This is a genomic window from Paenibacillus taichungensis (assembly GCF_050994985.1).
Classification (GTDB): Bacteria; Bacillota; Bacilli; order Paenibacillales; family Paenibacillaceae; genus Paenibacillus; species Paenibacillus taichungensis.
Genome location: NZ_CP194720.1, coordinates 5,909,314 through 5,932,006, shown reverse-complemented (window position 1 = coordinate 5,932,006; position 22,693 = coordinate 5,909,314). Strand labels below are relative to the sequence as shown.

21 protein-coding genes and 1 riboswitch are annotated in these 22,693 nt (G+C 48.0%); of the genes, 12 read left to right on the top strand and 9 right to left on the bottom strand.

All coding sequences use genetic code 11. From position 1 onward, the window contains the following. The first annotated feature begins 12 nt into the window (after positions 1-12). Positions 13-714, top strand: coding sequence for a 23S rRNA pseudouridine(2604) synthase RluF (gene rluF / locus ACR1R9_RS26820; protein WP_099859274.1), 702 nt, complete (start codon positions 13-15; stop codon positions 712-714). Positions 715-845: 131 nt separating this feature from the next. On the opposite strand, the gene motB is transcribed toward rluF, so the two are convergent. Next, a complete protein-coding gene (gene motB / locus ACR1R9_RS26815) occupies positions 846-1,661 on the bottom strand; it encodes a flagellar motor protein MotB (protein ID WP_076292202.1) in 816 nt (271 codons plus the stop codon). Further along, the gene (motA, locus tag ACR1R9_RS26810) at positions 1,648-2,448 is read right to left on the bottom strand and encodes a flagellar motor stator protein MotA (RefSeq protein ID WP_024628803.1); all 801 of its coding nucleotides are present in this window, start codon (positions 2,446-2,448) and stop codon (positions 1,648-1,650) included. Before motA ends, motB begins: the two co-directional genes overlap by 14 nt. Positions 2,449-2,682: 234 nt before the next feature. Between motA and ACR1R9_RS26805 the strand changes: the two genes are divergently transcribed. The 3 genes from ACR1R9_RS26805 to rbsK all read left to right on the top strand — a co-directional run bounded on the left by ACR1R9_RS26805 (position 2,683) and on the right by rbsK (position 4,558). Further along, positions 2,683-2,976 (top strand): hypothetical protein, encoded by a 294-nt coding sequence (locus ACR1R9_RS26805; protein WP_063567630.1) that lies wholly within the window; start codon positions 2,683-2,685, stop codon positions 2,974-2,976. Between the two features lie 253 nt (positions 2,977-3,229). Further along, a complete protein-coding gene (locus tag ACR1R9_RS26800; protein WP_064641360.1) occupies positions 3,230-3,526 on the top strand; it encodes a 4a-hydroxytetrahydrobiopterin dehydratase in 297 nt (98 codons plus the stop codon). Positions 3,527-3,571: 45 nt separating this feature from the next. After that, entirely contained in the window at positions 3,572-4,558 is a 987-nt protein-coding gene (rbsK, locus tag ACR1R9_RS26795) for a ribokinase (protein ID WP_433922292.1), read from the top strand. 330 nt (positions 4,559-4,888) lie between these two features. Here rbsK and ACR1R9_RS26790 read toward each other — a convergent pair whose 3' ends face one another. From ACR1R9_RS26790 to ACR1R9_RS26770, 5 genes are all read right to left on the bottom strand, one after another. Further along, a complete protein-coding gene (locus ACR1R9_RS26790; RefSeq protein WP_063567633.1) occupies positions 4,889-5,248 on the bottom strand; it encodes a c-type cytochrome in 360 nt (119 codons plus the stop codon). Positions 5,249-5,398: 150 nt separating this feature from the next. Beyond that, the gene (locus ACR1R9_RS26785; protein WP_433922293.1) at positions 5,399-5,893 is read right to left on the bottom strand and encodes a GNAT family N-acetyltransferase; all 495 of its coding nucleotides are present in this window, start codon (positions 5,891-5,893) and stop codon (positions 5,399-5,401) included. Between the two features lie 397 nt (positions 5,894-6,290). Continuing rightward, on the bottom strand, positions 6,291-6,761 hold the full coding sequence (locus tag ACR1R9_RS26780; protein WP_076292199.1) for a C40 family peptidase: 471 nt from the start codon (positions 6,759-6,761) through the stop codon (positions 6,291-6,293). A gap of 3 nt (positions 6,762-6,764) precedes the next feature. Further along, positions 6,765-6,902, bottom strand: a riboswitch (cyclic di-AMP (ydaO/yuaA leader). A 252-nt stretch (positions 6,903-7,154) separates the two neighbouring features. Continuing rightward, the gene (locus tag ACR1R9_RS26775; RefSeq protein WP_433922294.1) at positions 7,155-7,997 is read right to left on the bottom strand and encodes a hypothetical protein; all 843 of its coding nucleotides are present in this window, start codon (positions 7,995-7,997) and stop codon (positions 7,155-7,157) included. Between the two features lie 10 nt (positions 7,998-8,007). After that, positions 8,008-9,999 carry a M1 family metallopeptidase gene (locus ACR1R9_RS26770; protein WP_433922295.1) on the bottom strand — a complete coding sequence of 664 codons (1,992 nt, stop codon included), beginning with the start codon at positions 9,997-9,999 and terminating at the stop codon, positions 8,008-8,010. Between the two features lie 101 nt (positions 10,000-10,100). On the opposite strand from ACR1R9_RS26770, the gene ACR1R9_RS26765 reads away from it, so the two are divergent. Then, positions 10,101-10,604, top strand: a complete 504-nt coding sequence (locus ACR1R9_RS26765; protein ID WP_076292196.1) for a YwhD family protein — start codon at positions 10,101-10,103, stop codon at positions 10,602-10,604. 144 nt (positions 10,605-10,748) lie between these two features. On the opposite strand, the gene ACR1R9_RS26760 is transcribed toward ACR1R9_RS26765, so the two are convergent. Continuing rightward, positions 10,749-12,827, bottom strand: a complete 2,079-nt coding sequence (locus tag ACR1R9_RS26760) for a transglycosylase domain-containing protein (protein ID WP_076292195.1) — start codon at positions 12,825-12,827, stop codon at positions 10,749-10,751. A gap of 298 nt (positions 12,828-13,125) precedes the next feature. On the opposite strand from ACR1R9_RS26760, the gene speE reads away from it, so the two are divergent. The 7 genes from speE (at position 13,126) to argS (ending at position 21,226) form a co-directional block, all read left to right on the top strand. Next, complete coding sequence (gene speE, locus ACR1R9_RS26755; RefSeq protein ID WP_064641349.1) at positions 13,126-13,953, top strand: polyamine aminopropyltransferase; 828 nt, start codon at positions 13,126-13,128, stop codon at positions 13,951-13,953. A 14-nt stretch (positions 13,954-13,967) separates the two neighbouring features. Further along, positions 13,968-14,837 carry an agmatinase gene (gene speB, locus ACR1R9_RS26750; RefSeq protein ID WP_024628791.1) on the top strand — a complete coding sequence of 290 codons (870 nt, stop codon included), beginning with the start codon at positions 13,968-13,970 and terminating at the stop codon, positions 14,835-14,837. An 838-nt stretch (positions 14,838-15,675) separates the two neighbouring features. Beyond that, entirely contained in the window at positions 15,676-16,863 is a 1,188-nt protein-coding gene (locus ACR1R9_RS26745; protein WP_433948858.1) for a WD40/YVTN/BNR-like repeat-containing protein, read from the top strand. A 216-nt stretch (positions 16,864-17,079) separates the two neighbouring features. After that, positions 17,080-18,561: an alpha-N-arabinofuranosidase gene (locus ACR1R9_RS26740; RefSeq protein ID WP_433922298.1), complete on the top strand. Its 1,482-nt coding sequence runs from the start codon at positions 17,080-17,082 to the stop codon at positions 18,559-18,561. 16 nt (positions 18,562-18,577) lie between these two features. Next, the gene (locus ACR1R9_RS26735) at positions 18,578-18,859 is read left to right on the top strand and encodes a DUF6171 family protein (RefSeq protein WP_433948859.1); all 282 of its coding nucleotides are present in this window, start codon (positions 18,578-18,580) and stop codon (positions 18,857-18,859) included. A 265-nt stretch (positions 18,860-19,124) separates the two neighbouring features. After that, complete coding sequence (locus ACR1R9_RS26730; RefSeq protein WP_063567645.1) at positions 19,125-19,550, top strand: DUF1934 domain-containing protein; 426 nt, start codon at positions 19,125-19,127, stop codon at positions 19,548-19,550. Further along, the gene (argS, locus tag ACR1R9_RS26725) at positions 19,547-21,226 is read left to right on the top strand and encodes an arginine--tRNA ligase (RefSeq protein ID WP_076292190.1); all 1,680 of its coding nucleotides are present in this window, start codon (positions 19,547-19,549) and stop codon (positions 21,224-21,226) included. The genes ACR1R9_RS26730 and argS overlap by 4 nt, the downstream gene beginning before the upstream one ends. Before the next feature lie 245 nt (positions 21,227-21,471). Here the strand turns inward: argS and ACR1R9_RS26720 are convergent, their stop codons facing one another. Beyond that, a complete protein-coding gene (locus tag ACR1R9_RS26720; RefSeq protein WP_076292189.1) occupies positions 21,472-22,626 on the bottom strand; it encodes a S8 family peptidase in 1,155 nt (384 codons plus the stop codon). Between the last annotated feature and the right edge of the window lie 67 nt (positions 22,627-22,693).

Genomic DNA, 22,693 nt, shown 5'->3' with positions numbered 1-22,693 from the left:
TGAGATTACCTTTTGCGTATTAATAAATTTATCAGTGAAACGGGTTTTTGTTCCCGTCGAGAAGCCGACAGATTGGTGGAAAGCGGGAAAGTAACGATTAATGGAGTCAAGGCCGAGCTGGGCAGTCAAGCAGAAGATGGCGATGATGTAAGAATTAATGGTCAACCTATTAAGGAAAAACGGAAACACGTATATATTGCACTCAATAAACCTGTCGGAATAACGAGTACAACCGAACAGCACATTCAAGGGAATATCGTTGATTTTGTAGGGCACAAAGAGCGTATTTTCCCCATTGGACGCCTGGATAAGGATTCGGAAGGTTTGATTCTGATGACCAATGACGGTGATATCGTCAATCGAATTTTGAGGGCAGAAGGACGTCATGAGAAAGAATATATTGTCACCGTGGATCGTGCGGTAACGCCGAGTTTCTTAAGAGGCATGAGCACAGGAGTCAAGATCCTTGGCGAAATGACGCTGCCTTGTACGGTGACTCGTATATCAGAGCGGGTGTTCCGCATTATTCTGACAGAGGGAAAAAACCGTCAAATTCGCCGGATGTGCAGCGCATTTGGCTATGAGGTTCGGAAGTTGAAGCGGATTCGTATTATGAACATTCATCTCGGTGAACAGGCCACAGGGACCTGGAGAGAACTAACGCCCGCTGAAAAGTCGGAACTAAGCAGTTTGCTAGATTATAATATGGAATAAATGATGATATCCAAAGCGCTGCTTTCCCTCAAGGGAAGCAGCGCTTTTTCATATCAGTGGATAGAAAAAAGTCACTCCCCTGTAATGAAGGAGAGTGACTTAAGCATTACTTTGCTACAACGAACAACTCTTTAGTTATCTTTTCCGACTGCTTTCACGGCCGTGTTGTTACTCTGATATTTCCGGATAATCGAAACTTCTACCCGACGGTTTTGAGCTCGTCCAGCATCTGTTTGGTTGCTAGCGACTGGGTGATACTCTCCATAACCGCTAGGTGTGAACTTCGAAGGGTCCAGCGCCTCATTCAATAACAGAATTTTGAGGAAATTCAGTGCTCGATCGGCACTCAAATCCCAGTTATCCTTATATTGGCTGTTCGAAATGGGAACATTATCAGTATGGCCAGACACTACGACTTCATATTCCGGAAACTCCTGCAGCATGCTTGAGATGGCTTTGGCCAGCGAGCGTGACTCTGGTTTAACATCAGCCCGGCCTGAGGAGAACAGGGCGTTATCACTGATCGTGATTTTGAGTTCAGACTGATTCAGCTTCGTATTCAGCTGATCGGAGAGACCGTTTTTCTGAATATATTGATCAAGCCGTTTCTTGAGTTTCTCCAGATCTTCCTGTTCTTTCTGAGCCATCTGCGCATCTGTAATCTGAGCGGCTGTCTTCTTGATATCTTCAGGCTGCTGTTTGTTCTTACCCAAATCTATAGTAGATTCTGTAGGGTTCATGGAGGTATGATCCAGTACACCCGAACCACCATTCAATGCGCTGCTCAGTGCGGAAGCCATCTGTTCAAACTTCGTTGCATCTATAGAGCTCATAGAGAATAATGTGATAAACAGAGCGAGCAGCAACGTCATCAAGTCAGAGTAGGGAAGCAACCAACTCTCGTCTATATGTTCTTCATGCGGTTCGTGTTTTTTAGCCTTTTTCACCTGATGAGCCCTCCTTCTCTTCCAACTGTCTACGTTCGGAAGGTGTCAGGAATACAGATAATTTTTGATTAATGGCAATGGTGGATACACCAGATTGTATGGATAACAAGCCTTCAACCATCATCAGCTTGATTTCCATCTCTTTTTTGGACATCCGCTTCAGTTTATTGGACATTGGATGCCACAACACGTAACCACTAAAGATACCGAGAAGTGTCGCGATAAACGCCGCTGCAATCGCATGCGAGAGCTTTTCCATATCACTGAGATCGGCAAGCGCTGCAATGAGACCTACAACGGCCCCGAGTACCCCGAGCGTTGGTGCATACATCCCCGCTTGGGCGAAGATCAAGGCACCGCCACGATGGCGCTCTTCTGTAGCATGAATATCTTCCATGAGTACATCACTTACAAATTCCTGATCATTTCCGTCAATAATCATACGCATACCGCCGCGCAGGAACTGATCATCAATATCTTCGACTTTCGATTCAAGTGCAAGCAAACCTTCACGACGGGTGGTGGAAGCCCAGTCCATAAATGTGCCGATTAGAGAAACACGGTCGATCAGTTGTTGCTTTTTGAACAGTACCCCAAATAGCTTGGGGATTTTTTTAACTTCAGACATGGGAAATGCCATGAAAATAGTTGCTGCCGTACCAACAAAAATAATAACGTAGGCTGCCGGGTTGTTAACCAGGTTGATAAGGGGCGCACCCTTCAGGAACATACCCACTACAAGTGAAACCAGCCCTAAAACTAGTCCGATAATCGTTGAAATTTCCATCATACACCTCATCCATGAGATAAAATTGAATCCTTTCAAGCGGCTTTATTCGGGCTTCCGGACGAACGTTACACCGCAATCCGTTTAATGTTAGGCATCCTTTAGGGTTGCAGAAACAGTTAAAACGGTCATGTATAGTATTTATCGACCAGATGGCCTTTTTTTTTAAGGGTTATTTTCAGGTATAATAAGATCAAATCTGCTCCTTAGGGGCTAAATAGGAGTGAAAAGCCAATGGGCGTAAAGCATGGACGAGATTATGAAGGAATATTGACAGATTTGACAGAGGCTATAGGACGAATACCGGACCGCTATGTTTTCTTTGAGATGGATGAGGAAGAATGGTCACGCCTTGGTGTAACAGAGCAACTTGAAGTAGATGAGGCGCTCGCTGAAGATCTGTTCTATGCACTGGGTGAGGAGTCGGTCATTCCGGTAGGAAGTGGAGTGGTCATTCATGACAAGGATCAGCACCGAATTCATATCTTAATTGGGGAAGAAGAGCTGACTTTTGTACCGCTCATTTAGTATGTACCCATAAGATATTTGGCATGGAAACCTGAGTTGGAGAATCTCCCTAAAGCCTTATGGTTAGTGGATCTAGCGCCATTTGTACTATTGGAATTTGAGGCTTGTCCGTGGTAAGATGATAGTCATGAAACGGGCGAACCGCAGGGCGGTGGACCTATGCGTTTGGGTTGCTATAGGTAGCACCAAAGGTTTCGGTGGCAGTATGGACAGTTGTCTATGATGAGCCATCATATGGGGAGGAAGATAACGTATGGTTTTTACGCAAGAGGAAGTCGAAGCTCATCTGGGAAGGCTGGAAGGCTGGGAACTGGAAGAGGGACGATGGATTGTCCGCAAGTTCGTATTTTCCAACTACATGAAAGGGATTGCATTTGTGGATGAGGTCGCAGCGATTTCGGAAGCATTCAATCATCATCCTTTCATTACAATTGACTATACAACGGTCACACTGCGTCTCACGTCATGGGATGAAGGTGGCATCACATCTGTAGATATTAAAGAAGCGCAACAATATAATGAGGCTTTTGAGAAAATGAGGTCGGAATAACCTGGGTCGGTTATTATCGCACTACCGGAAATGAGTGAAACATACATGTCAGACGATAATCAGAACAAACCTCTTATTGCTGTCGTAGGCAGCCTTAATATGGATCTGGTGGTAAAGACGGACATCATTCCTGAGGAAGGCGAGACGGTGAGCGGGGAGGAACTGCACTATTTGGCCGGGGGCAAAGGCGCCAATCAGGCGGTTGCTGCTGCACGACTGGGCGGACAGACAACGATGATTGGTGCGGTAGGTTCGGATGGTTTTGGTGAACGCCTGCTGCACAGTCTAATGGAAAGCGGGGCGGATGCCTCGCAAGTTCGCATTCTGGATGATACCGTTACAGGTACGGCCTCCATCTGGCTCTCCAAAGGAGATAACCGGATTATTGTCATTCCTGGAGCAAATGGGCAGGTTGTGCCTGCGATGCTGGAAGAGGCGGATACGTTAAAAAGCCTGACTGCAGCCGCAGCGGTGCTGCTGCAGCTAGAGATCCCGCTGCCCGCGGTCACCCGCGCCGCCCAACTGGCGGCTGAAGGCAGCGCATTGGTGGTGCTCAACCCGGCGCCTGCGGTGCCGGGTCTGCCCCAGGAGCTGCTGCGGTGCGTCGACGTTGTCACGCCGAACCGCAGCGAGCTCGCCGTGCTCACCGGCCGGGATGATCTCCGGCCGGAAGACGTGGATGCGGCGGTCGCAGAGCTCGCCGCATCCCTCGGGGCCGCTGTCGTCACGACGCTCGGCCCCGAGGGGGCTGTGTACGCGGCAGCGCCTGGCGGCCGCGTACAGGCAGGGCGTGCCGGCGCGTGCCGTGCGCTCGGCTACGCCGTAAGCGCCGTCGACACGACCGGCGCTGGCGATTGCTTCAACGGCGCGCTGGCAGTAGCCCTCGCGCGCGGAGAGACGCTGGACGCGGCGGTAAGCTTCGCCATGGGCGCAGCCGCGTTGTCCGTGACGAAGCTCGGCGCCCAGTCCGGGATGCCGTCCGCACGTGAAGTGCAGGCTTTCCTTGCCGAGCAGAAGGCAAAGAGCCAGTAATCGATGCTTGCTTTAGCTGAATCAGAGGCCGGAGGGCAGGCAGGATACGCTAATGTATCTAGATAGTCACAGCATGGTGGATATTATCATCGGAGCATCCCTGAAATGAGCAAGAGGCTCTTACTTCCCTGTACGGGAGAGTAAGAGCCTCTTCTCTGTATAACCATTGATAAATCCAGCAACCCTGCAATACGAATACGGGTTGCCTACGTTGTGCGTCTAGCGTCAGCATGGTTTAGAGCATGCATAAAGAGCAAGAGGTGACTAAGGCCACCCACACTCAATATACATGAACCGCCACAAACTAATCGCCTTGAAAGACTTCTTCGATTACTTCTTCTCCGCCAGCCACATCGCAATATTCGCGATTTCTTCATCCTTCAGCTTGTCTTTGAACGAAGGCATACCGCCACTTTTACCTTTGACAATCGTGGTATAAATCTTCTCCACATCGTCCTGGCTACCAATCTTCTGCAGACTAGGGCCCATACCCCCTTGAAGCTGATCACCGTGGCAGGTAATACAGTTTGCTTTGACCAGTGCCTCAGCCTGTCCTGCATCCATTGTAACTTGCGGCATCGTCGGTTTCGCTTCTTCTGCAACTTCCTCTTTCCCTGGAAGCGTAAACATTAGTACAATAGCTAAAGCGCACGCTGCAAAAAATACCCCGCTCATGATCCATTTGTGCATCCCTTATGTCCCCTCCAGAATGAAAGATCATCTAACTTGAAACTATCCATATCATTATAACGGAACCTGTAGTGACATCATAGCATTTTGTGGTAATTTTTTGAACTAATCACATAACCGGGGACTTTCTAGGGTGATTTTAAGCTCTTTTTATCCGCGTGGACCTTCATAGACCATACAGTAGAAGGGCTTCAAACCGCTTGGTGTCTGTCGTTCGTATGTATCCTGCGTAACAAATCCGGCTTTGAGATAGACGCGAATGGCCCGGTCATTCCAGGTCAGAACTTCCAGATCGATTTCGTTTGCAGGGTTCCGGCGAATGGCTTCCTGCACAATGGCGGAGACAAAAGCCGTTCCTTGACCATGACCACATCGTTCCGGATGCATGCCAAGCCCAATGCGGGTGACACCTTCAAGTGGGAAGTATTGAGCGAAGCCGCAAATTTGTTGATTCTCTCCCAGCACCACCACATATTGTTCCTTCCGTAGCTGGGGATCGCCGAATTCTACTTCGAGTGCTTTCATCTGCTCCCAGGGTAGCCAGCTATAAATATTATAAGGCGGGTCATACTGCCAATCGCAGATGAGCTCCGCATGTTCTTCTTGCATGGGCACAACGTGAAACGTCACAGGGGCTTCATCCATACAACTGCACGCTCCTCTCATTGTGAACAAGCTATAATGATTCTGATTTGTCCATATACATATGTCATTCCATATCTAAGCTTGTTTCCACTCTACAAAAGAGGCGTTCATTTGGCAAGTCCTCGTTTTTGAAAAAAAAGTGAAACAAAAGTTCCGGTAATTTCGTTTATATTATAGTGGGATGGGTAAAAACATTATAAGAGCACGGACAAAGCAACGAAAATTAGCTTTTTAAAAAAAAGTTAAAGTTAGGTTTGATAGCTGTCCCGAATACGTTAAAGGAAACGAAGCACAAAAAAACCGCCGGATACATTCCTGCGGAGAATGTACCAGACGGTTCTATTATGCTTCGTTACAGTAGTTTTATTGTTACAGCATGACGTTGCTCAGCTTGTCCCTAGTCGATGGCCAATGTCTCATATGCGTCCGTGCTCATAATGCGTTTAGCGCCAACATAGCGGTTAGCCCAGTAGCTTTCGCTTAATGCACTGATTGTAACTCCTTTGGAAGAAGAGGAGTGTGCAAACTTTCCATCCCCTACAAAGATCCCTACGTGTGAGACCCCTTTGCCCGTTGTATTGAAGAATACCAGATCACCTGGTCTCATTTCCATACGGGATACTGAATCACCCATGTCGAATTGCGAGCTCGATTGGCGAGCCAGATCAATACCCAGCTTGTCGAATACATAACTTGTGAACCCAGAGCAGTCAAAGCCGTTAAGCGTTGTTCCTCCGCTTTTGTATGTAGTTCCCATTGCTGAATCAATGACTTGGTCCATTTTTGAATCTGCGAATGCGCTGCCTGCTCCAAGCGATAATGCGAATGTGATGCTGAGTACAGCTGCGGTTAATTTCTTCTTAAACAAGAGATATACCCCTTCCAATGCCTGCGAGGTTAGCTTAAGGATTCGGTTGAAGGTCCCCTATGATCCCTCTGTTGCAAGATCAATTCACCCATAACTGGTTCCCCCGCTTCCCAGGTGCTAGGAATTTGGCTATGCTAGTTATGCACCTGCGAAATCAAGAAATGACGATTAAATTTTAAGTAGTTACAAATATGAAGGTAAAGATTACAAAGTTGTTACTAAAAACTCACTGCGATTATTGTAACAGAGGTATATCACTTTGGCAACGTTTAACAGCAAAATTAGCAAAAAAAACCTCGACCTTTGACGGGGAAAGGTCGAGGTTTGCTTGTTTAAAGGTGTTTGATGAAAACAACTTTACATATAGATGGTAACCATTTTTAACTGTGCACGTTAATCCTTGACCGAGTTGGACTGCCATAACCGGAAATGGGCGCATATCTTCCATAAGCTCAGCAAGCACCGGGCAAGTGGATACGTCTGTTGTAGTATAAGACCAGTTAAGCCCGTTAGTAACCATGAAGCTGAAGTGAAGGCGCCAAAGACCAGGAGATGAAGGCCACCCAGCAGTACGGCAATGCCAATTAGAGTGATGACCTGGCGTAGTGCAATCCATAGAGCTTGAAACGTACCACGTGCTCCGCCTTCCCCATCAGGAGCCGAGATACCAAACTGCATGTACAGCAGGACATGATGGATAACCCACCCGTATACAATCCAACCAGCAACATAGGGAATACCAGGCAGGAGCAGATGGAGGGAATGAAAACCTTCCATAAGGATGGAATAAAGTTTTGGTGCGATCCAATAAGCCGGTAGCAGCAGCAATAGGGTGCGAATAGTGTGGAGCAGAAGCATTGGTTTCCACAAATTTTTGATGCCGCGAATGAATGGAATGCGCTCTTCCGAATGATTATAATGCTGGAGCGAGTAGAGCAGCCCTGCCTGAATGAGAGGGCTAATTAGCATCCGTAGCAGCAGCATAGCCCCTAAAATCCATAAATAGCGATGGACCTCTGGATTAATTGTCAGGCCGAGTTGGCTCTCCATTTTGAATAAAATTGTACTGAGTTCCCCTGCATCAGGGTCGGGATAACGCAGGAGTAGCGGAACCACAGCTGATTGAACCATTCGATAAAGAAAGTATCCCCATACTAATTGATAGAGAAATAAGAGTGCTGCAATGAACATATGCTGACGGACGAGAAACCAGCCTTCACGTATTTTCGCTTTCACTGTATCCACCTCACCATGACAGACTTCCGAATATGGCTTCTATAAGTTTGGTTGCACTCATGCTCCAGCGGGATTTGGTTGGCTCATCCAGTCCGGCTTTCAGAAAATTGTTCATATGATGGTTCTCCAGCACAATCGTGTACAGCGGATCAGTCATGGCCCAGGAAACAGGGGAAGTATAGGTCAGTTTGTAGGTAATGCGCTCCTCGCTGCCATCCCATTCTTTCATCATGGTTTTCCCATCTTCGAACATAATTCGAACAGGCACCTTCTTATATTCACTGCCTTTTTTCTGGACTGTAATGGATGACTCGTACAACGTTTGACCGTCTTTCAGGATAGGATTGATTGTGATCTTCTCCACTGCAAAGTCAGCCATGCCGTCACCGTATACATATTGATTAAAATAATCGGTCCAGGAGGAACGGGTTACTTGCTCCACGACCTTTTGAAAATCAGACGAAGTAGGGTGTTTGAAACGGTATTTCTTTACATAGGTCGAGAGAATACGCTCCATCGTTTTGGCACCAACTTGTTGTTCTATCCCGAGTAATACAAGCTTGCCTCGTGTGTATACGTTGGCGGCATATTGATTCTGGGAATCGAACTTCCAGGAGTCCTGTGTCAGAGAAGCCGGAGAAGTAATGAGACCTGATTGTACAGGCAGATTCGGGATAAGTCCGTATTCCTGTTCCATCACTTTGTCTTCTGCATAGGAGGTGAACCCTTCGTCCAGCCAAGCCTCCTCAAATTCATTACTGGCGACCATGCCGTAAAAATACTGATGCCCAATCTCGTGCACAACCGTGCGTTCCAGATCGTAACCAGGTGTAGAATCATCCGCACCGAAAGCGGTGACCAAGGTAGGGTATTCCATTCCCCCTGCGCCATTCCCCGATTTGGGCGGGACAACGATGGACAGTGTGGAATACGGATAAGGGCCAAACCACTTGCTATAATTGGATAGCGCTGCTTTGGCGGCGTAGAAATAACGTTCCTTCAGGTCCTCATGAGCAGGGTCGAGATACAGCTTGATTCGGACGCCTGGCACATTGGGAGCAGAGAAGGGTTCTTCCGCATAAACAAAATCAGGAGAGGCTGACCAGGCAAAATCATGCACATCATCGGCATAGAACTGATATACTTTTTCGCCGTTCTTCACAACAGCTTGTTGGGTTGGGAATCCAGTAGCAGCTACTTTGTATGTTTCCGGTACCCGAATACGCACACTATAGATACCGAAATCGGCATAAAACTCTGAATTGCCGTGATACTGATGCAGATTCCAGCCTTCGGTCGTCCGACCTCGTGTGCCTACTGGCTCATATACGCTAAGTTTAGGGAACCATTGACCTGCCATAACAAAATGATCTGCCGTTCCCATGCGGGCAAAAATCTTCGGTAGCTTGACCTCAAATTGGGTGTGAAGCGTTATGCTTTCACCGCCTTTAACGGGTTTGGGCAGCCGTACCTTAATGAGGGTAGTATCTTTCATGTTTCCGTCATCCGGTTGCACATATTGCATCCGATGCAAGAGAGAAAGCCCGTCCTCTGTTTTCATTTCTGTAATATGCATAGAACCATAACCGTTCGTGGGCATGACATCACCGCGAAGTTTCCCCCCGGATTCTTTCATAAAAGTGGTGTCAGCAGAAGAGAAGGCATTGGGATACATGTGAAAATAAAGCTCGCTGACGGTTTTCTTACCTGGATGTGTCCAGGTTATCGTCTGAGTCCCTTGCAATACATTCCCGTCTACCAGCTTCACATCCATGTGATATTCCACTACGCGGTTGCTGAACACTTCAGCTGTAGGTGTCTGTATACTTTCCGGAGATGTTTGGGTTTTGACGGGTGCCGTAGGCTTGCCCGATTCCGGGGCGAGCGCAGGCAAGTCAGAATGAATGGAACGTGTGGAGCCCAGACCAAGCCATATCCCCCCGGCAACTACACACAGGGCTATAATTGCGGTGAGCCAGCTCTTGGCGCGTCGTGGAATCATCGTTAAATACCTCCCGTTGACAAGCATCTACAGCATGTATATGTTTGCATTGGAGCGATTATTAGTTAAAATATTTGTATCAACCCTTGGAGGCTATAAACATGGACCAAAACGAGCAAAACGGCAAAAAACAGATTGCCTTGAATATCGTTAGTGCAAAGAGCAAACACAAAGGCTTCGGTGCAGGTTCCATAGATCTGAACAACCTTTCTCCAGTTATTATTGATAACGGAGAAGCCAAGATCGATATTGGTGCGATGCATGCAAAGAGCAAAGTGGAGCGCAACATCAAGTTCTCAACCAACCGTGAGGACGTACCCAATGGACGCCAGGTATGGCTGGTATGGGTAGCTGTGGACCGTAATGAACAGGGGCAGTTCTATGGTGGAGCAACAGCGTGTGAGATGTGGATTGATACAGAAGCGCGTCGTGGATGGAAACTGCTGGCCGAACATGTGAACCGCATGGATTATGCCATGAAGCGCCGGTTCATGCTGGATGACCTTGGTCCTGAGGATCGCGCGGCACTCAAGACGTTATTGACTACGCATAACGAAGAATGGTGGAACGCTTCTCCGGATGAATTGAAAGAAGCGCTCGCCTAATTAATGAATGTTCAAAGTTGTTCAAAAAAAAGAAGCAAAAGCCCCGGAACCGAGATGATCGGTTCGGGGTTTTTGCTTCTATGCTAAAATTAAATTTTATAGAAGCTGACGCAATTACGTCATTACGCATTTGCGTCACTTTGGTTACTCCACCCACCAGCGTTTGAAATCCTTCCACCAAGAATGTTTCTCTTCCTGTATTCCCTGCTGGTTTTGCACTTCGCGACTATCTTTATCATTCTCTGAACCCGAGTCGTCTGAAGCGCTGCGACAGACCTCGGTCGGTTCCGTGCCATCAATAAAAACTTCCAGCCGTTTCTCGGCGCAGCCATTGCCAGCCAGTTTGCCGGATTCGGGATCGATATATACACTGACGACATTATCCGGTACGGTGAAAATCTTCGGTGGAACACTGGCGAGGGCCTGTTCCGTAAACTGGGCGAACATGGGTGCCGCCCGACGCCCGTCAGATGTGGAAATGGCTTTGCCTTGATCGTAACCGACCCAGACAGCCGTTGAGAGCTCTGGAGTAAAACCGACTAGCCAAGCATCCGTATTGGTTGTCCCCGTTTTGCCGGCGACAGGTCGCTTAATGGTTGCTGATACTCGATTACCCGTTCCACCATTTTCGAACACACTTTCCATCAACCGTGTTAATACATAAGCGGCAGCCGGTTCAACAACCCTCTCGGCCTTGGTCTGAGGTGCTTCATAGATGACTCGTCCTGCGGCATCCGTCACTTGCAGAATGGCTACAGGAGGTGTTCTTTGCCCACCTGCGGCGATAGCGGAGAATGCTGAAGCCATCTCCAGTGGACTAACGGGTGAGGTGCCAAGTGCAAGGGAAGGTACCGGGCTCATGTTGCTCGTAATCCCTAGGTTTTTGGCCATTTTCACCACTTGTTCAGGTCCAATCTGCATAATCGTATTTACCGCGTAGATGTTGTCCGAAGCGGCGATAGCCTGTCTCAGATCAATCTCACCTAAATACTTGTCTCCGAAGTTACCAGGCTTATAGGTCTTGCGATCATTGTCATAATGAAACAGGGTCGGCTCGCTTTTAAACATGGACGCACTGGTGAGCTGTTTCGATTCCAGGGCAGCCAGATACATAATTGGTTTAAAAGCAGATCCCGGCTGGCGTGTAGTCGCCAGTACATGGTTAATCTGATTGGTGCGGTAGTTTTTGCCGCCCACCATCGCTTTGATATAACCGGTTCGGGGATCGATTGATACCAGCGCGGTTTCGAGCTCGCTTTTGGCGTCCATACCTTTGGCTACGGCGTCTTCCGCCGCTTTTTGCACACGCAAATCCAGCGTGGTGTATATATTCAATCCTCCATGATCCAGCATCGCTTCGCTGATTCCCAACTCCTTGATGGCCAGATTACGGATATAATCGCGGAAATAAGGTGCACTTTCCACAGTTTTGCGTTCACTTTCCGGTTTAAACGAAAGCATTTCCTCATAAGCCTTGTCTGCTTCCGCTTGCGTAATTTTGCCGACGTCAGCCATGGCATTCAATACAACCTTCTGTCGGTCTTTGGCGTTCTTCATATGATTATATGGAGAATAGTAGGTCGGCCCCTTTGGAATCCCTGCAAGCATGGCACTTTCGGCAAGCGTCAACTGTTTGGCGGATTTGCCAAAATACATCCGTGAGGCTGCTTCGATCCCGTAGGCGCCGTGACCGTAATAAATTTCGTTCAGGTACATCTGCAGAATTTCATCCTTGCTGTATTTCATCTCCAATTGTGCCGTGTACATGGCTTCCTTGGCTTTGCGGGTCCATGTCTTTTCATGAGATAAATACAAGTTGCGTGCGAGCTGTTGGGTCAGTGTGCTTGCTCCTTGGGACATCTGCATATGTTCCAGGTTGACGAGTACAGCCCGTCCCATCCCTCGGATGTCGAAGCCGATATGATCATAGAACTTGCGGTCCTCTACAGCAAGTGTAGCGTTAACCAAATCAGGTGAAATATCTCCCAACTGTACGGGTACCGAGTCTTTGCCGCCTGCCGAGAAAGTGGCAATGACTTCCCCCTGGCTGTCCAGCAGCCTGGAATTGCGGTCGGAGTCGGCCAGTGGCAGGCTGGTGGCGTATAGATAGACCAATGCTGCTGCCGTGGCGATTAGGCCGAGAATAGCGAGCAAAGCTAGGCTTTTGATGACTTTCCATGTGCGGAACCCGCGTTTGCGGGTCTTTTGGCTTGATTGGGTCATGGAACGGGCTCCTTTCTTTTCTTTCCAGTATGGGAATTCAGTGACACGGATATTCAATTCGCCCGTTCAACGGTTTAAAATATAGCTTTTTTGCAGAAAAAAACCGTTTTGCAGTATAAACGTCAATCGCGTATAATGCAAAAGGGTAATGAAAAGTAACAGTTCGGCACAACATACAATAGGCAAGGAAGGTCGAACAGTACCCATTGTCAGCGCTTGGATTCTTTGATTAGTCAGACGCTATGTACGCTCTGGTCAATATAATCTATATAAACTTTACGGAAAGAAGGTAGAGATTATGGAATTGTGGTTTACGGAGAAACAGACCCCCGCATTCGGAATCACCGCGAAGATTAAACAGACCTATGTAAGCGAAAAGACGGATTTTCAAGATCTGGCTATGGTAGAGACCGAAGAATTCGGCAATATGTTGCTGCTTGACGGCATGGTGATGACGACGGTGAAAGACGAGTTTGTTTATCACGAAATGGCGGCTCACCCTGCGCTGAATACACATCCGAACCCGAAAAAGGTGCTGGTTGTCGGTGGCGGTGACGGCGGAGTTATCCGTGAAGTCATTAAGCATGCTGCTGTAGAAAAAGCAGTTCTCGTCGAAATCGATGGGAAAGTGATTGAATATTCCAAAAAGTATCTGCCTGAAATCGCCGGTAAGTTGGACGAGCCTAACGTTGAAGTGCTGGTGAACGACGGCTACATGCATATTATAGAGCATAAAAATGAATACGATGTAATCATCGTTGACTCCACAGAGCCTGTAGGTCCGGCTGCTCCGCTGTTTGAACGCGGTTTCTACCAAGGTATCTATGAAGCGCTGAGAGAAGACGGGATCTTCGTTGCTCAAACGGACAACCCGTGGTTTAAAGCGGATCTGATCCAAAAGGTAAACAAAGACGTTAAAGAAATCTTCCCGATCGTACATGTGTACGGCTGTAATATCCCTACGTATCCAAGTGGTCTGTGGACTTTTACAATGGGTAGCAAAAAACATAATCCGCTCGAGGTGGACGAGACGCAGATTCCAGAGATGGATACGAAATATTACTCTCCACGTCTGCACAAAGCGGCGTTCGTTCTTCCTAAATTCGTGGAAGACCTTACGAAATAAGGAGGAATAATTAGATGAAATTGGATCAAGCTTATTCAGGTAACGTGTTTATTTGCAGTTCAGAGGATTATGAGAACTCCAAAGCGGTCATTTATGGTATGCCGATGGATTACACCGTCAGCTTCCGTCCAGGGTCCCGTTTTGGTCCTTCTCATATCCGTCAGGCGTCGGTTGGACTTGAAGAGTACAGCCCTTACCTGGATAAAAGCATTGTGGATATGACTTACTTTGACGCTGGGGATCTGCTTTTGCCTTTCGGTAACGCAGGACGCAGTCTCGAAGTCATTGGAGAATACATCGGTGGCCTGCTGGCTGACGATAAATTCCCGATTGGTCTCGGCGGGGAACACCTCGTCACTTGGCCTGTCATTCAGCAAATGTACAAAAAATATCCCGACCTTATCCTGATCCATATTGATGCACATGCCGACCTTCGTGAAAACTATGAAGGCGAGCCATTGTCTCACTCAACGCCAGTGCGTAAAGCAGCTGAACTGATGGGTGGCAAAAATATTTATCAGTTCGGGATTCGTTCCGGCTCCCGTGAAGAGTTCCAATTCGGACGGGAGAACATCAACTTCTATCCGTTTGAAGTGGCAGCTCCGATGAAGGAAGCTCTTCCGAAAATGGGTAACCGTCCGGTGTACGTTACAATCGATATCGATGTACTTGATCCATCTGCGGCTCCGGGTACAGGAACGGCAGAAGCGGGCGGTATTACGTCCAAGGAACTGCTTGAAGCGATTCACATGATCGCAGGATCAGATGTAAATGTGGTTGGTTGTGACCTGGTTGAAGTAGCGCCGATTTACGATCCTACAGAACAGACACAAATTGTGGCTGCGAAGATGATCCGTGAAATGCTGCTTGGATTCGTGAAGTAATCGCAAAATAACAGCGTCCTCTGTCTGCGTCAGGTTGAAGCCTGCGTAGGAGAGGGCGTTTTTTTGTGATTGCCTCCTGATCTCATTCGTGAAGTATAGGGTGATTGGGTTCGACCATATACTAAAAAAGAGCCTTCACCGCGCCAACGGTAAAGACTCTTAGGACCGCGAAAGACTGTGGATTGCCCCGGCGTGCAAGAATTAAATATGGATATTCAAGCGAAACCCACGTCAGGCTTCTGACCCTATGAGGTGGGTTTTCGCTTGCAATTCAAAGTCCATAATATTAATTATAGCACGTACGTTCCCGTCTCTCTACCATTTGTGTTTATATGATTCCGTCCGGGTGTTAAGCGAAAACACGTATTTGGGATGACTCTATCTTAATATTTATGTATAATATGGAAATAGAGGAAAGGGGTTTTTGTTATGCATGCAATCCGGGCTCAATTGAGCATGTATCCCAAATGGTTCATAGCGGTACTTATGATATTTACCATCAATCTTATAATAACAATGACTTTGTTCATCAATTTAACGTTCATACTGGCTAATCTCACCATGTTATATGCTGCCTTTAGTATCAAGACACTTAAATACAATAAACTGCATTTTGTCCTGTGTCTTATTTTAAGTATCACTTTTGTGATCATTGCTTTTAAGGCATATCCCATTTAATTCAGCTCTTATCAGAGATTAATGATGAACCACTCATGCCCATGAGATAAAAAATGTGGGCATGAGTGGTTTTTTTTATTGCAATAATGTCATGCGCGATAAACAAATTGTTACGTTAAATCCTGCGAAATGGGGTAAAAACATAGAAGGAGGTGTCACAATGACAACAAAGAGCAGAACGACATGGAAACGGATTGGCGCACTCGCACTATCGGTAACATTGGCTTGGGGACTGGGACCGGTACATACTCTACCCGGCGCTAATGCTGCATCCTCCCCAACATGTGGAAGTGGAGATTACGGATTAACAGCTACGTTGAAAAAAGGCAGTGGTGTGGAAGACCAACGACTGCAATTTACGGATATCGATTTTCTAAACAGTACAACCGGACGGGCCGCTGGTGAGGGATTCCTCATTGGTACATCGAATTCAGGTTGTACTTGGCAGTCCATCTATACAGGCCAATGGCAGTTCACACAACTTGATTTCCCGAATAATGTGAATGGATTTGCTTTGGCACAGGTAAAGGATACTCCAACGACATATCTCATCCGCTCAACGGATGGTGGCGCGCACTGGACACGGATGGATACTAAAGGGGTACAATTTAAACGTATTGATTTTCGCAATAAAAACGAAGGCTTTGGATACACCTATAACGGAGCTTATTTGACGAAGGATGGCGGTGAAACATGGAATCGAATCTCCACACCAGCCAATACACGCGGAGCTGTGTTCACGACAGAGAAGCAAGGTTATGCCATTATAGTGGCTCCTGGTGCGGGTTACCGTATCATGCAGACAAGTAACGGCGGTAAGAACTGGACGCAATCGCTGAAGGTAGCCTCAACAACTTGGAGCGGTGGAGATTTATACGCAAGTGGTAACCAGGTATGGGCTCTTCTGTATGGCGACGCAGGGATGTCCCAGCAGTCGTATTCCCTCTACGCGAGCGGAAATGAGGGCAAGAATTGGAGACAGGTCTTTGCTCAATCGACAGCAGGTGGTGGCCCGGCTCCAGGTGCAAGCAGCACAGGGAATGGAAAAGGCCCCGCAGACCCAGGGGGTCACCCAGGGAACATGTCGTTGATCGGTAATCAGACGGCCTATCTCTCTGCAGGATCACCTGCAGCAGGCAAAGTGGGGATTGGGCGTTCTTATGATGCAGGTTCCACGTGGAAAAATATTGACCTGAAAGATCCAGGTTATAGCTCTCGCATTTCGTTTCCTTCTGCCAAAATAGGTTGGCTCGTCGTAACAAGCGACAATTCACCTGCGATTTATGAGACGACAGATGGTGGAACAACATGGAAGCAAAAAATGTTGTTGCCCGCTGAAAACGAGTAAATGGCGTCATGCCATGGAATAATTTTAAGGCGATTTCAATCTAAAAGAGTATAAATCTTAACTAATTTGGCCTGATGAGGCCAGAGCATACAAACAAGCCTTTTCCGGACGAATGAAGCTGGAATGGGCTTGTTTTTGTTTAAATAAAAACGGTTGAATCCTGTTCGGAAACACGTTATTGTAAGCGGTAACAATACTTTTGAGGAGGTTGAAATAATGGTTGATGTTATTCTAAAGGCGAATTCAGAACAAGGATTAATAAATCGCAATATATACGGTCATTTCTCAGAGCATCTGGGACGCTGTATCTATGAAGGCATTTGGGTGGGAGAGGACTCTCCTATCCCCAATACGGAAGGTATCCGAAATGATGTGCTTACTGCACTGCAAAAACTCCATATTCCCGTACTTCGTTGGCCTGGAGGTTGTTTTGCCGACGAATATCACTGGAAAGATGGTGTAGGTCCAAAAAGTGAGCGCGCCCGGATGATCAATACGCACTGGGGCGGGGTAGAAGAGAACAATCATTTTGGTACCCATGAATTCTTGAGACTATGTGAGCTACTTGATACGCAGCCATATATAAGTGGCAATCTGGGGAGCGGTACAGTGCAGGAGATGCAGGAATGGGTGGAGTACATCACGTTTGATGGGGAATCACCGATGGCGAACTGGCGGAAGAGCAACGGCCGAGAAGAGCCATGGAAGCTGAAATACTTTGGTGTGGGGAACGAGAACTGGGGTTGCGGCGGTAATATGCGTCCGGAATACTACGCAGATGAATATCGTCGTTATGCTACATATGTACGCAATTATTCTGGAAATGAAATTTATAAAATCGCCTGCGGGCCCAATGACAACAACTATCACTGGATGGAGGTGTTAATGCGGGAAGCCGGTCGTTTTATGGATGGAATCAGCCTGCATTATTATACCATTCCAACAGGTGAGTGGGCAGATAAAGGCCAGGCTACAGGTTTCGGAGAAGCTGAATGGTTCACCACCTTGAAAAAGACGCTATATATGGAAGAGTTACTTGTGAAGCACTCCGAGATTATGGACAAATATGATCCTGAGGGCAGAGTTGGTATTATCGTGGATGAGTGGGGAACGTGGTATAACGTTGAGCCAGGTACGAATCCAGGGTTCCTGTATCAACAAAATACGATGCGTGATGCCGTACTTGCCGGGATCAATCTGAATATTTTTAACCAACATAATAAAAGAGTGCATATGGCCAATCTTGCGCAGATCGTCAATGTTCTCCAGGCGTTGGTTTTGACAGAAGGAGAGAAGATGCTGCTTACGCCTACATATCATGTGTTTGATATGTATCAGGTGCACATGGACGCGCAGAGGTTGGAACTGAATTACGAGAGCCCTGGATACACTTTCGGAGAAGAGACCATTCCTCAACTGAGTTTGTCGGCTTCTCGCAGCAATGAAGGCGTTATTCATGTGACGGCGTGTAACCTTAGTCATACGGATGAGCTTGAAGTGGTTTGTCAGATTGAATCAACGGACGCTTCTGCTGTATCGGGAAGAATTCTGCATCAATCAGATTATAGTGCATTCAACACATTTGAACAGCCGGATCAGGTTCAACCTGCGGAATGGAAGGGTATTACACTCGAAAATAACAAAATGCGTTTTGTACTGCCTCCGGCCTCGGTTGGTGTGGTCGCTATAAAGGGATAATCAGATGGATTCATCTGTGCAGAGTAGAAGTGCTGGGAAACGGGAACCATGCAAGGGATGTAATGATCAATATGATGTGAAGATTAGTGAAGCCAAGATGGACCGGCTCGTGGAGCTGGCCTCACGCTCACGTCCGGCCGTTGATGATGCTGAATATGATCGTCGGTTATCCACCTGCTCTAATTGTCCAGGGTTACAATACGGTACAACCTGCCGTTATTGTGGTTGTCTCGTACAGGTGCGCGCCAAGCTGGTAGAGTCGACCTGTCCGTTTCCATATGAGCCGCGATGGACCTGATCCAGAATGTATTTCTTTATTAATGAAGCAAGGCAGAGCTGCACTTTACAGGTGTAGCTCTGCTTTTTTTGGTGCCGATGGGCAAAAACTCTGAATTTGGATTTGAATTGAGCGGGTGAACTGGATATAGTTATACAGTAGAGTGTAGGATAGCGAGCTATCCGGGAATATGAGCGCGTATAGCGGCACAACAATACAGGAAGGGCTGTTCTCACCGGCCGTGCCTGATTTTGCGTCGCCTCGAATATAATGGAGGTTAACATTCATGTCGAACATGCGACCGGTTCAGATCCGGCTGCACAGCCGTTATGAAGGTGAAGATGTACTGCAGGAAATGCAGGGTGAAGCCGTATTGAAGGGATCTGTGCTCTATGTTCGTTATGAAGAGCCACAGGCTGGCCCCGAGGGCGGAATTACCCGAACAACATTGAAGCTAGGCGGACAATCCATCAAGATTATACGTCACGGTGAGGTGGAATCGGAGCAAACATTTGAGTTAAACCGCAAGCTCCCTGGTTTTTACCGCTCGCCGTATATGTCGTTTGCCTTGTCTACGCATACACAGGAGCTGGAACTTTCCATTCAGGGATTGAGCGCACGCGCAGCGTGGAGCTACGACTTTTACCGCTTTGACGAAGAATCCGGACATTTCGCGATTAGTTTGCATATACAGGAGGAACCAATTTCATGACACGTAATCCATTAGATACGATTAACGAACGGGTAAGTACAGCCATCGGCAATGCCATTGTGACTGCTGGCATTGTTGCGCAGGAGGATCTACCAACCATCACCCTTGAAGTACCACGCGAGAAAACACACGGCGATTTGGCGACCAATGCCGCTATGCAACTGACCAAGATTGCCAAGCGCAATCCACGCCAGATTGCAGAAGAGATTATTGCCAATCTCAACCTGGCTGAAGCTGGAATCGAGAAAGCGGAAATTGCTGGACCGGGATTCATTAACTTTAAGTTGGACAAGAGTTATCTCTATCCTGTGCTAGGGCTTGTGCATGAGCAGGGTGAAAATTATGGAAGAATCAATGTTGGTGAAGGGCGCAAGGTCGAGATGGAGTTTGTCAGTGCCAACCCGACAGGCAGTCTGCATCTGGGCCATGCGCGTGGAGCGGCTGTGGGTGATGCGCTTTGCAACATCCTCGACTATGCCGGATATGATGTAACACGTGAATACTACATTAATGACGCGGGTAATCAGGTATTTAATCTGTCTCGTTCCATTGAAGCTCGCTATTTGCAAGAACTGGGCCAAGACGCAGAGATGCCGGAAGACGGTTATCACGGGGAGGATATCAAAGGGTTTGCCAAGGAGCTAGTGGCTGAGAAAGGCGATTCTTTGCTGTCCATGCATCCAGGTGACCGTGCAGCTTACTTCCGCGACTTCGGTTTGGAGAAAGAACTGGACAAGATCAAACGTGACTTGAATCGCTTCCGTGTCAATTTCGACATCTGGTTCAGCGAAACTTCACTGTATGATAACGGAGAAGTGTTGCGTGTACTTGACGAATTGCGTGATCGTAATGAAATCTATGAGCAAGACGGAGCAACTTGGTTGAAAACGATGCAGTATGGTGACGATAAAGAGCGTGTATTGATTAAGAACGATGGAACGTACACGTACCTGACGCCGGATATTGCTTATCACCGTGATAAATATGCGCGTGGATACGACACGATGATTAACATCTGGGGAGCAGACCACCATGGTTACATTCCACGGATGAAAGCGGCCATGCAAGCACTGGGCAACGATCCTGAGAAATTGGTCGTGCTGATTGCACAGATGGTGAGCTTGTTCCAGAACGGCGAGAAAGTGAAAATGTCCAAGCGTACCGGCAAGGCGGTAACGATGGAGGATCTGATGGACGAAGTAGGCATTGACGCCATTCGTTACTTCTTTACCATGCGCAGCATGGATTCTCATCTGGACTTCGACATGGACCTTGCGATTTCGACGTCCAATGAAAACCCTGTATTCTATGTACAATACGCTCACGCTCGGGTATGTAGCGTATACCGTCAGGCAGAAGAACAAGGCATTGAACTGTTGCCATTGTCACAGATCGACTTTTCGAAGCTGACCACGGAACATGAATATGACCTTCTTCGCAAAATGGGTGAACTGCCTGAAGAAATCGCGACTGCCGCTACGGGATATGCGCCGCATCGTATTGTTCGTTATGTATATGAACTGGCATCCCTGTTCCACAGTTACTATCGTGCAGAGCGCGTCATTACGGAAGACGCGGGACAAACCCAGGCGCGTCTGGCGCTGATCGGTGCTGTACGCACCGTCATCGCAACAGCGCTTCGTCTGGTGGGCGTATCCGCACCGGACAAAATGTAATTCAAGCCCTGGCGGTGTGCAACCGCCCTGTGGCTTTGACAAAAAGTCTCCATGCACCACGCTTGCAATGCAGCGTGGACATGGAGACTTTTTTGCTGTGCCCGCGGCCGAGTTCATACGGCCCCGAGGCACCTAGAGACAGCGCCGCCTGCCGCCGTGGGCAACCACCGTGAAGCATCACACCGCGCAGCAGTGCTGCGCTTAGCGATGCTTCACGGAACGGCTCCCCCGGCAGGTGGCGCACTTTACCCTCCGCCCTCCTGCATTAGCTTGAGGGCGTCAATCTCGCCACCGCGTATTTTGCTCTTCGCGGTGGTGGTCTTGCGTGCGCGCAGCGGAACGGTTGCGCGCTTCACGAGCGTTTTGATCTCGGCTGGCGACAGGCCGGGATGCTTTGCAAGCAAGAGCGCTATGGCGCCACTGACGTGCGATGTCGCCATGGAGGTGCCGCTCATCTCATGGTGCTTGCCGTGCACCCAGGATGAAACAATTTTGTCCCCTGGCGCATATACATCGACGTATGCACCTCGGTTACTGAACGAGGCAATACGCCGGTTTTTGTCAGTTGCCCCAACCGATATCGTTTGCGGATAACGTGCCGGATAATCAATGCTGCGGCGTTTGCCGTCATTTCCTGACGATGCAACTATGACAATCCCGGCCTGATAGGCACGGTTCACGACATCAAGCAATGCTTTGCTACGCGTTTTCATGCCAAAGCTCATATTGATAATATCGACCCGATTGCGAACACACCAATCGATGCCAAGCACAATGTCTGACACGAAAGCCGAACCATTATGGTCGAATGCCTTCACCGGATAGATCAGGGAGCGAGGAGCTACGCCAATCATACCTGCCGTACTATTGGCAGCGGCAATGGTTCCGGCAATATGAGTGCCATGACCGTTATCATCATGAGGAAGCAGACTGCGGTTTAACAGATTGATTCCGCGTGCCAGCGAATAGCGAAGATCGGGGTGTTGATAATCGGCACCTGTGTCGATCACGCCGATTTTGATTCGATGTCCTGTGGATACGGACCATACTTTGGGAGCATGAATCTGTTTAACGCCCCAAGGTATGCCTTGAGCACTGCTCGGTTTACTGTGAAGCGCGGTGGCATGCAGTGAGATGGATACATCTTCTTCTACCGTAATCTCATCGCTGTAGCGAGATAATTCTTCTGGGTCATGCACCGGGGCGATAATGGAGCGCGCCAGCCGGGAGGAGCGTACCATACCAAGATCCGTAAATTCATTCCTCATCCGCGACAGTTCCACGAGGCAGGCTTCATATTGCTTCGGTTTGGCGAACCGGATCAAGTACCGCCGCCCCTGTTCTGGTTCGGGACGTTGCATTCCTTCAACCAATTGATGTAGAAAACCAGTATAGTCCATAATGGGCAGCCCCCTTCGGGATGAACATGCTGAGGTATTCTATGAATGCATTGATCCCGCCGCATGG

Bases quoted from the DNA above. Each gene is read 5' to 3' on its own strand.
- ACR1R9_RS26740 (WP_433922298.1), top strand. From the start codon at position 17,080: ATGGTTGATGTTATTCTAAAGGCGAATTCAGAACAAGGATTAATAAAT.
- ACR1R9_RS26785 (WP_433922293.1), bottom strand. From the start codon at position 5,893: ATGGATGAAGCCCCTGTGACGTTTCACGTTGTGCCCATGCAAGAAGAA.
- speB (WP_024628791.1), top strand. From the start codon at position 13,968: ATGAAATTGGATCAAGCTTATTCAGGTAACGTGTTTATTTGCAGTTCA.
- ACR1R9_RS26720 (WP_076292189.1), bottom strand. From the start codon at position 22,626: ATGGACTATACTGGTTTTCTACATCAATTGGTTGAAGGAATGCAACGT.
- ACR1R9_RS26800 (WP_064641360.1), top strand. From the start codon at position 3,230: ATGGTTTTTACGCAAGAGGAAGTCGAAGCTCATCTGGGAAGGCTGGAA.
- speE (WP_064641349.1), top strand. From the start codon at position 13,126: ATGGAATTGTGGTTTACGGAGAAACAGACCCCCGCATTCGGAATCACC.
- ACR1R9_RS26805 (WP_063567630.1), top strand. From the start codon at position 2,683: ATGGGCGTAAAGCATGGACGAGATTATGAAGGAATATTGACAGATTTG.
- rbsK (WP_433922292.1), top strand. From the start codon at position 3,572: ATGTCAGACGATAATCAGAACAAACCTCTTATTGCTGTCGTAGGCAGC.
- argS (WP_076292190.1), top strand. From the start codon at position 19,547: ATGACACGTAATCCATTAGATACGATTAACGAACGGGTAAGTACAGCC.
- ACR1R9_RS26765 (WP_076292196.1), top strand. From the start codon at position 10,101: ATGGACCAAAACGAGCAAAACGGCAAAAAACAGATTGCCTTGAATATC.
- ACR1R9_RS26730 (WP_063567645.1), top strand. From the start codon at position 19,125: ATGTCGAACATGCGACCGGTTCAGATCCGGCTGCACAGCCGTTATGAA.
- ACR1R9_RS26760 (WP_076292195.1), bottom strand. From the start codon at position 12,827: ATGACCCAATCAAGCCAAAAGACCCGCAAACGCGGGTTCCGCACATGG.
- ACR1R9_RS26745 (WP_433948858.1), top strand. From the start codon at position 15,676: ATGACAACAAAGAGCAGAACGACATGGAAACGGATTGGCGCACTCGCA.
- motA (WP_024628803.1), bottom strand. From the start codon at position 2,448: ATGGAAATTTCAACGATTATCGGACTAGTTTTAGGGCTGGTTTCACTT.
- ACR1R9_RS26790 (WP_063567633.1), bottom strand. From the start codon at position 5,248: ATGCACAAATGGATCATGAGCGGGGTATTTTTTGCAGCGTGCGCTTTA.
- ACR1R9_RS26770 (WP_433922295.1), bottom strand. From the start codon at position 9,999: ATGATTCCACGACGCGCCAAGAGCTGGCTCACCGCAATTATAGCCCTG.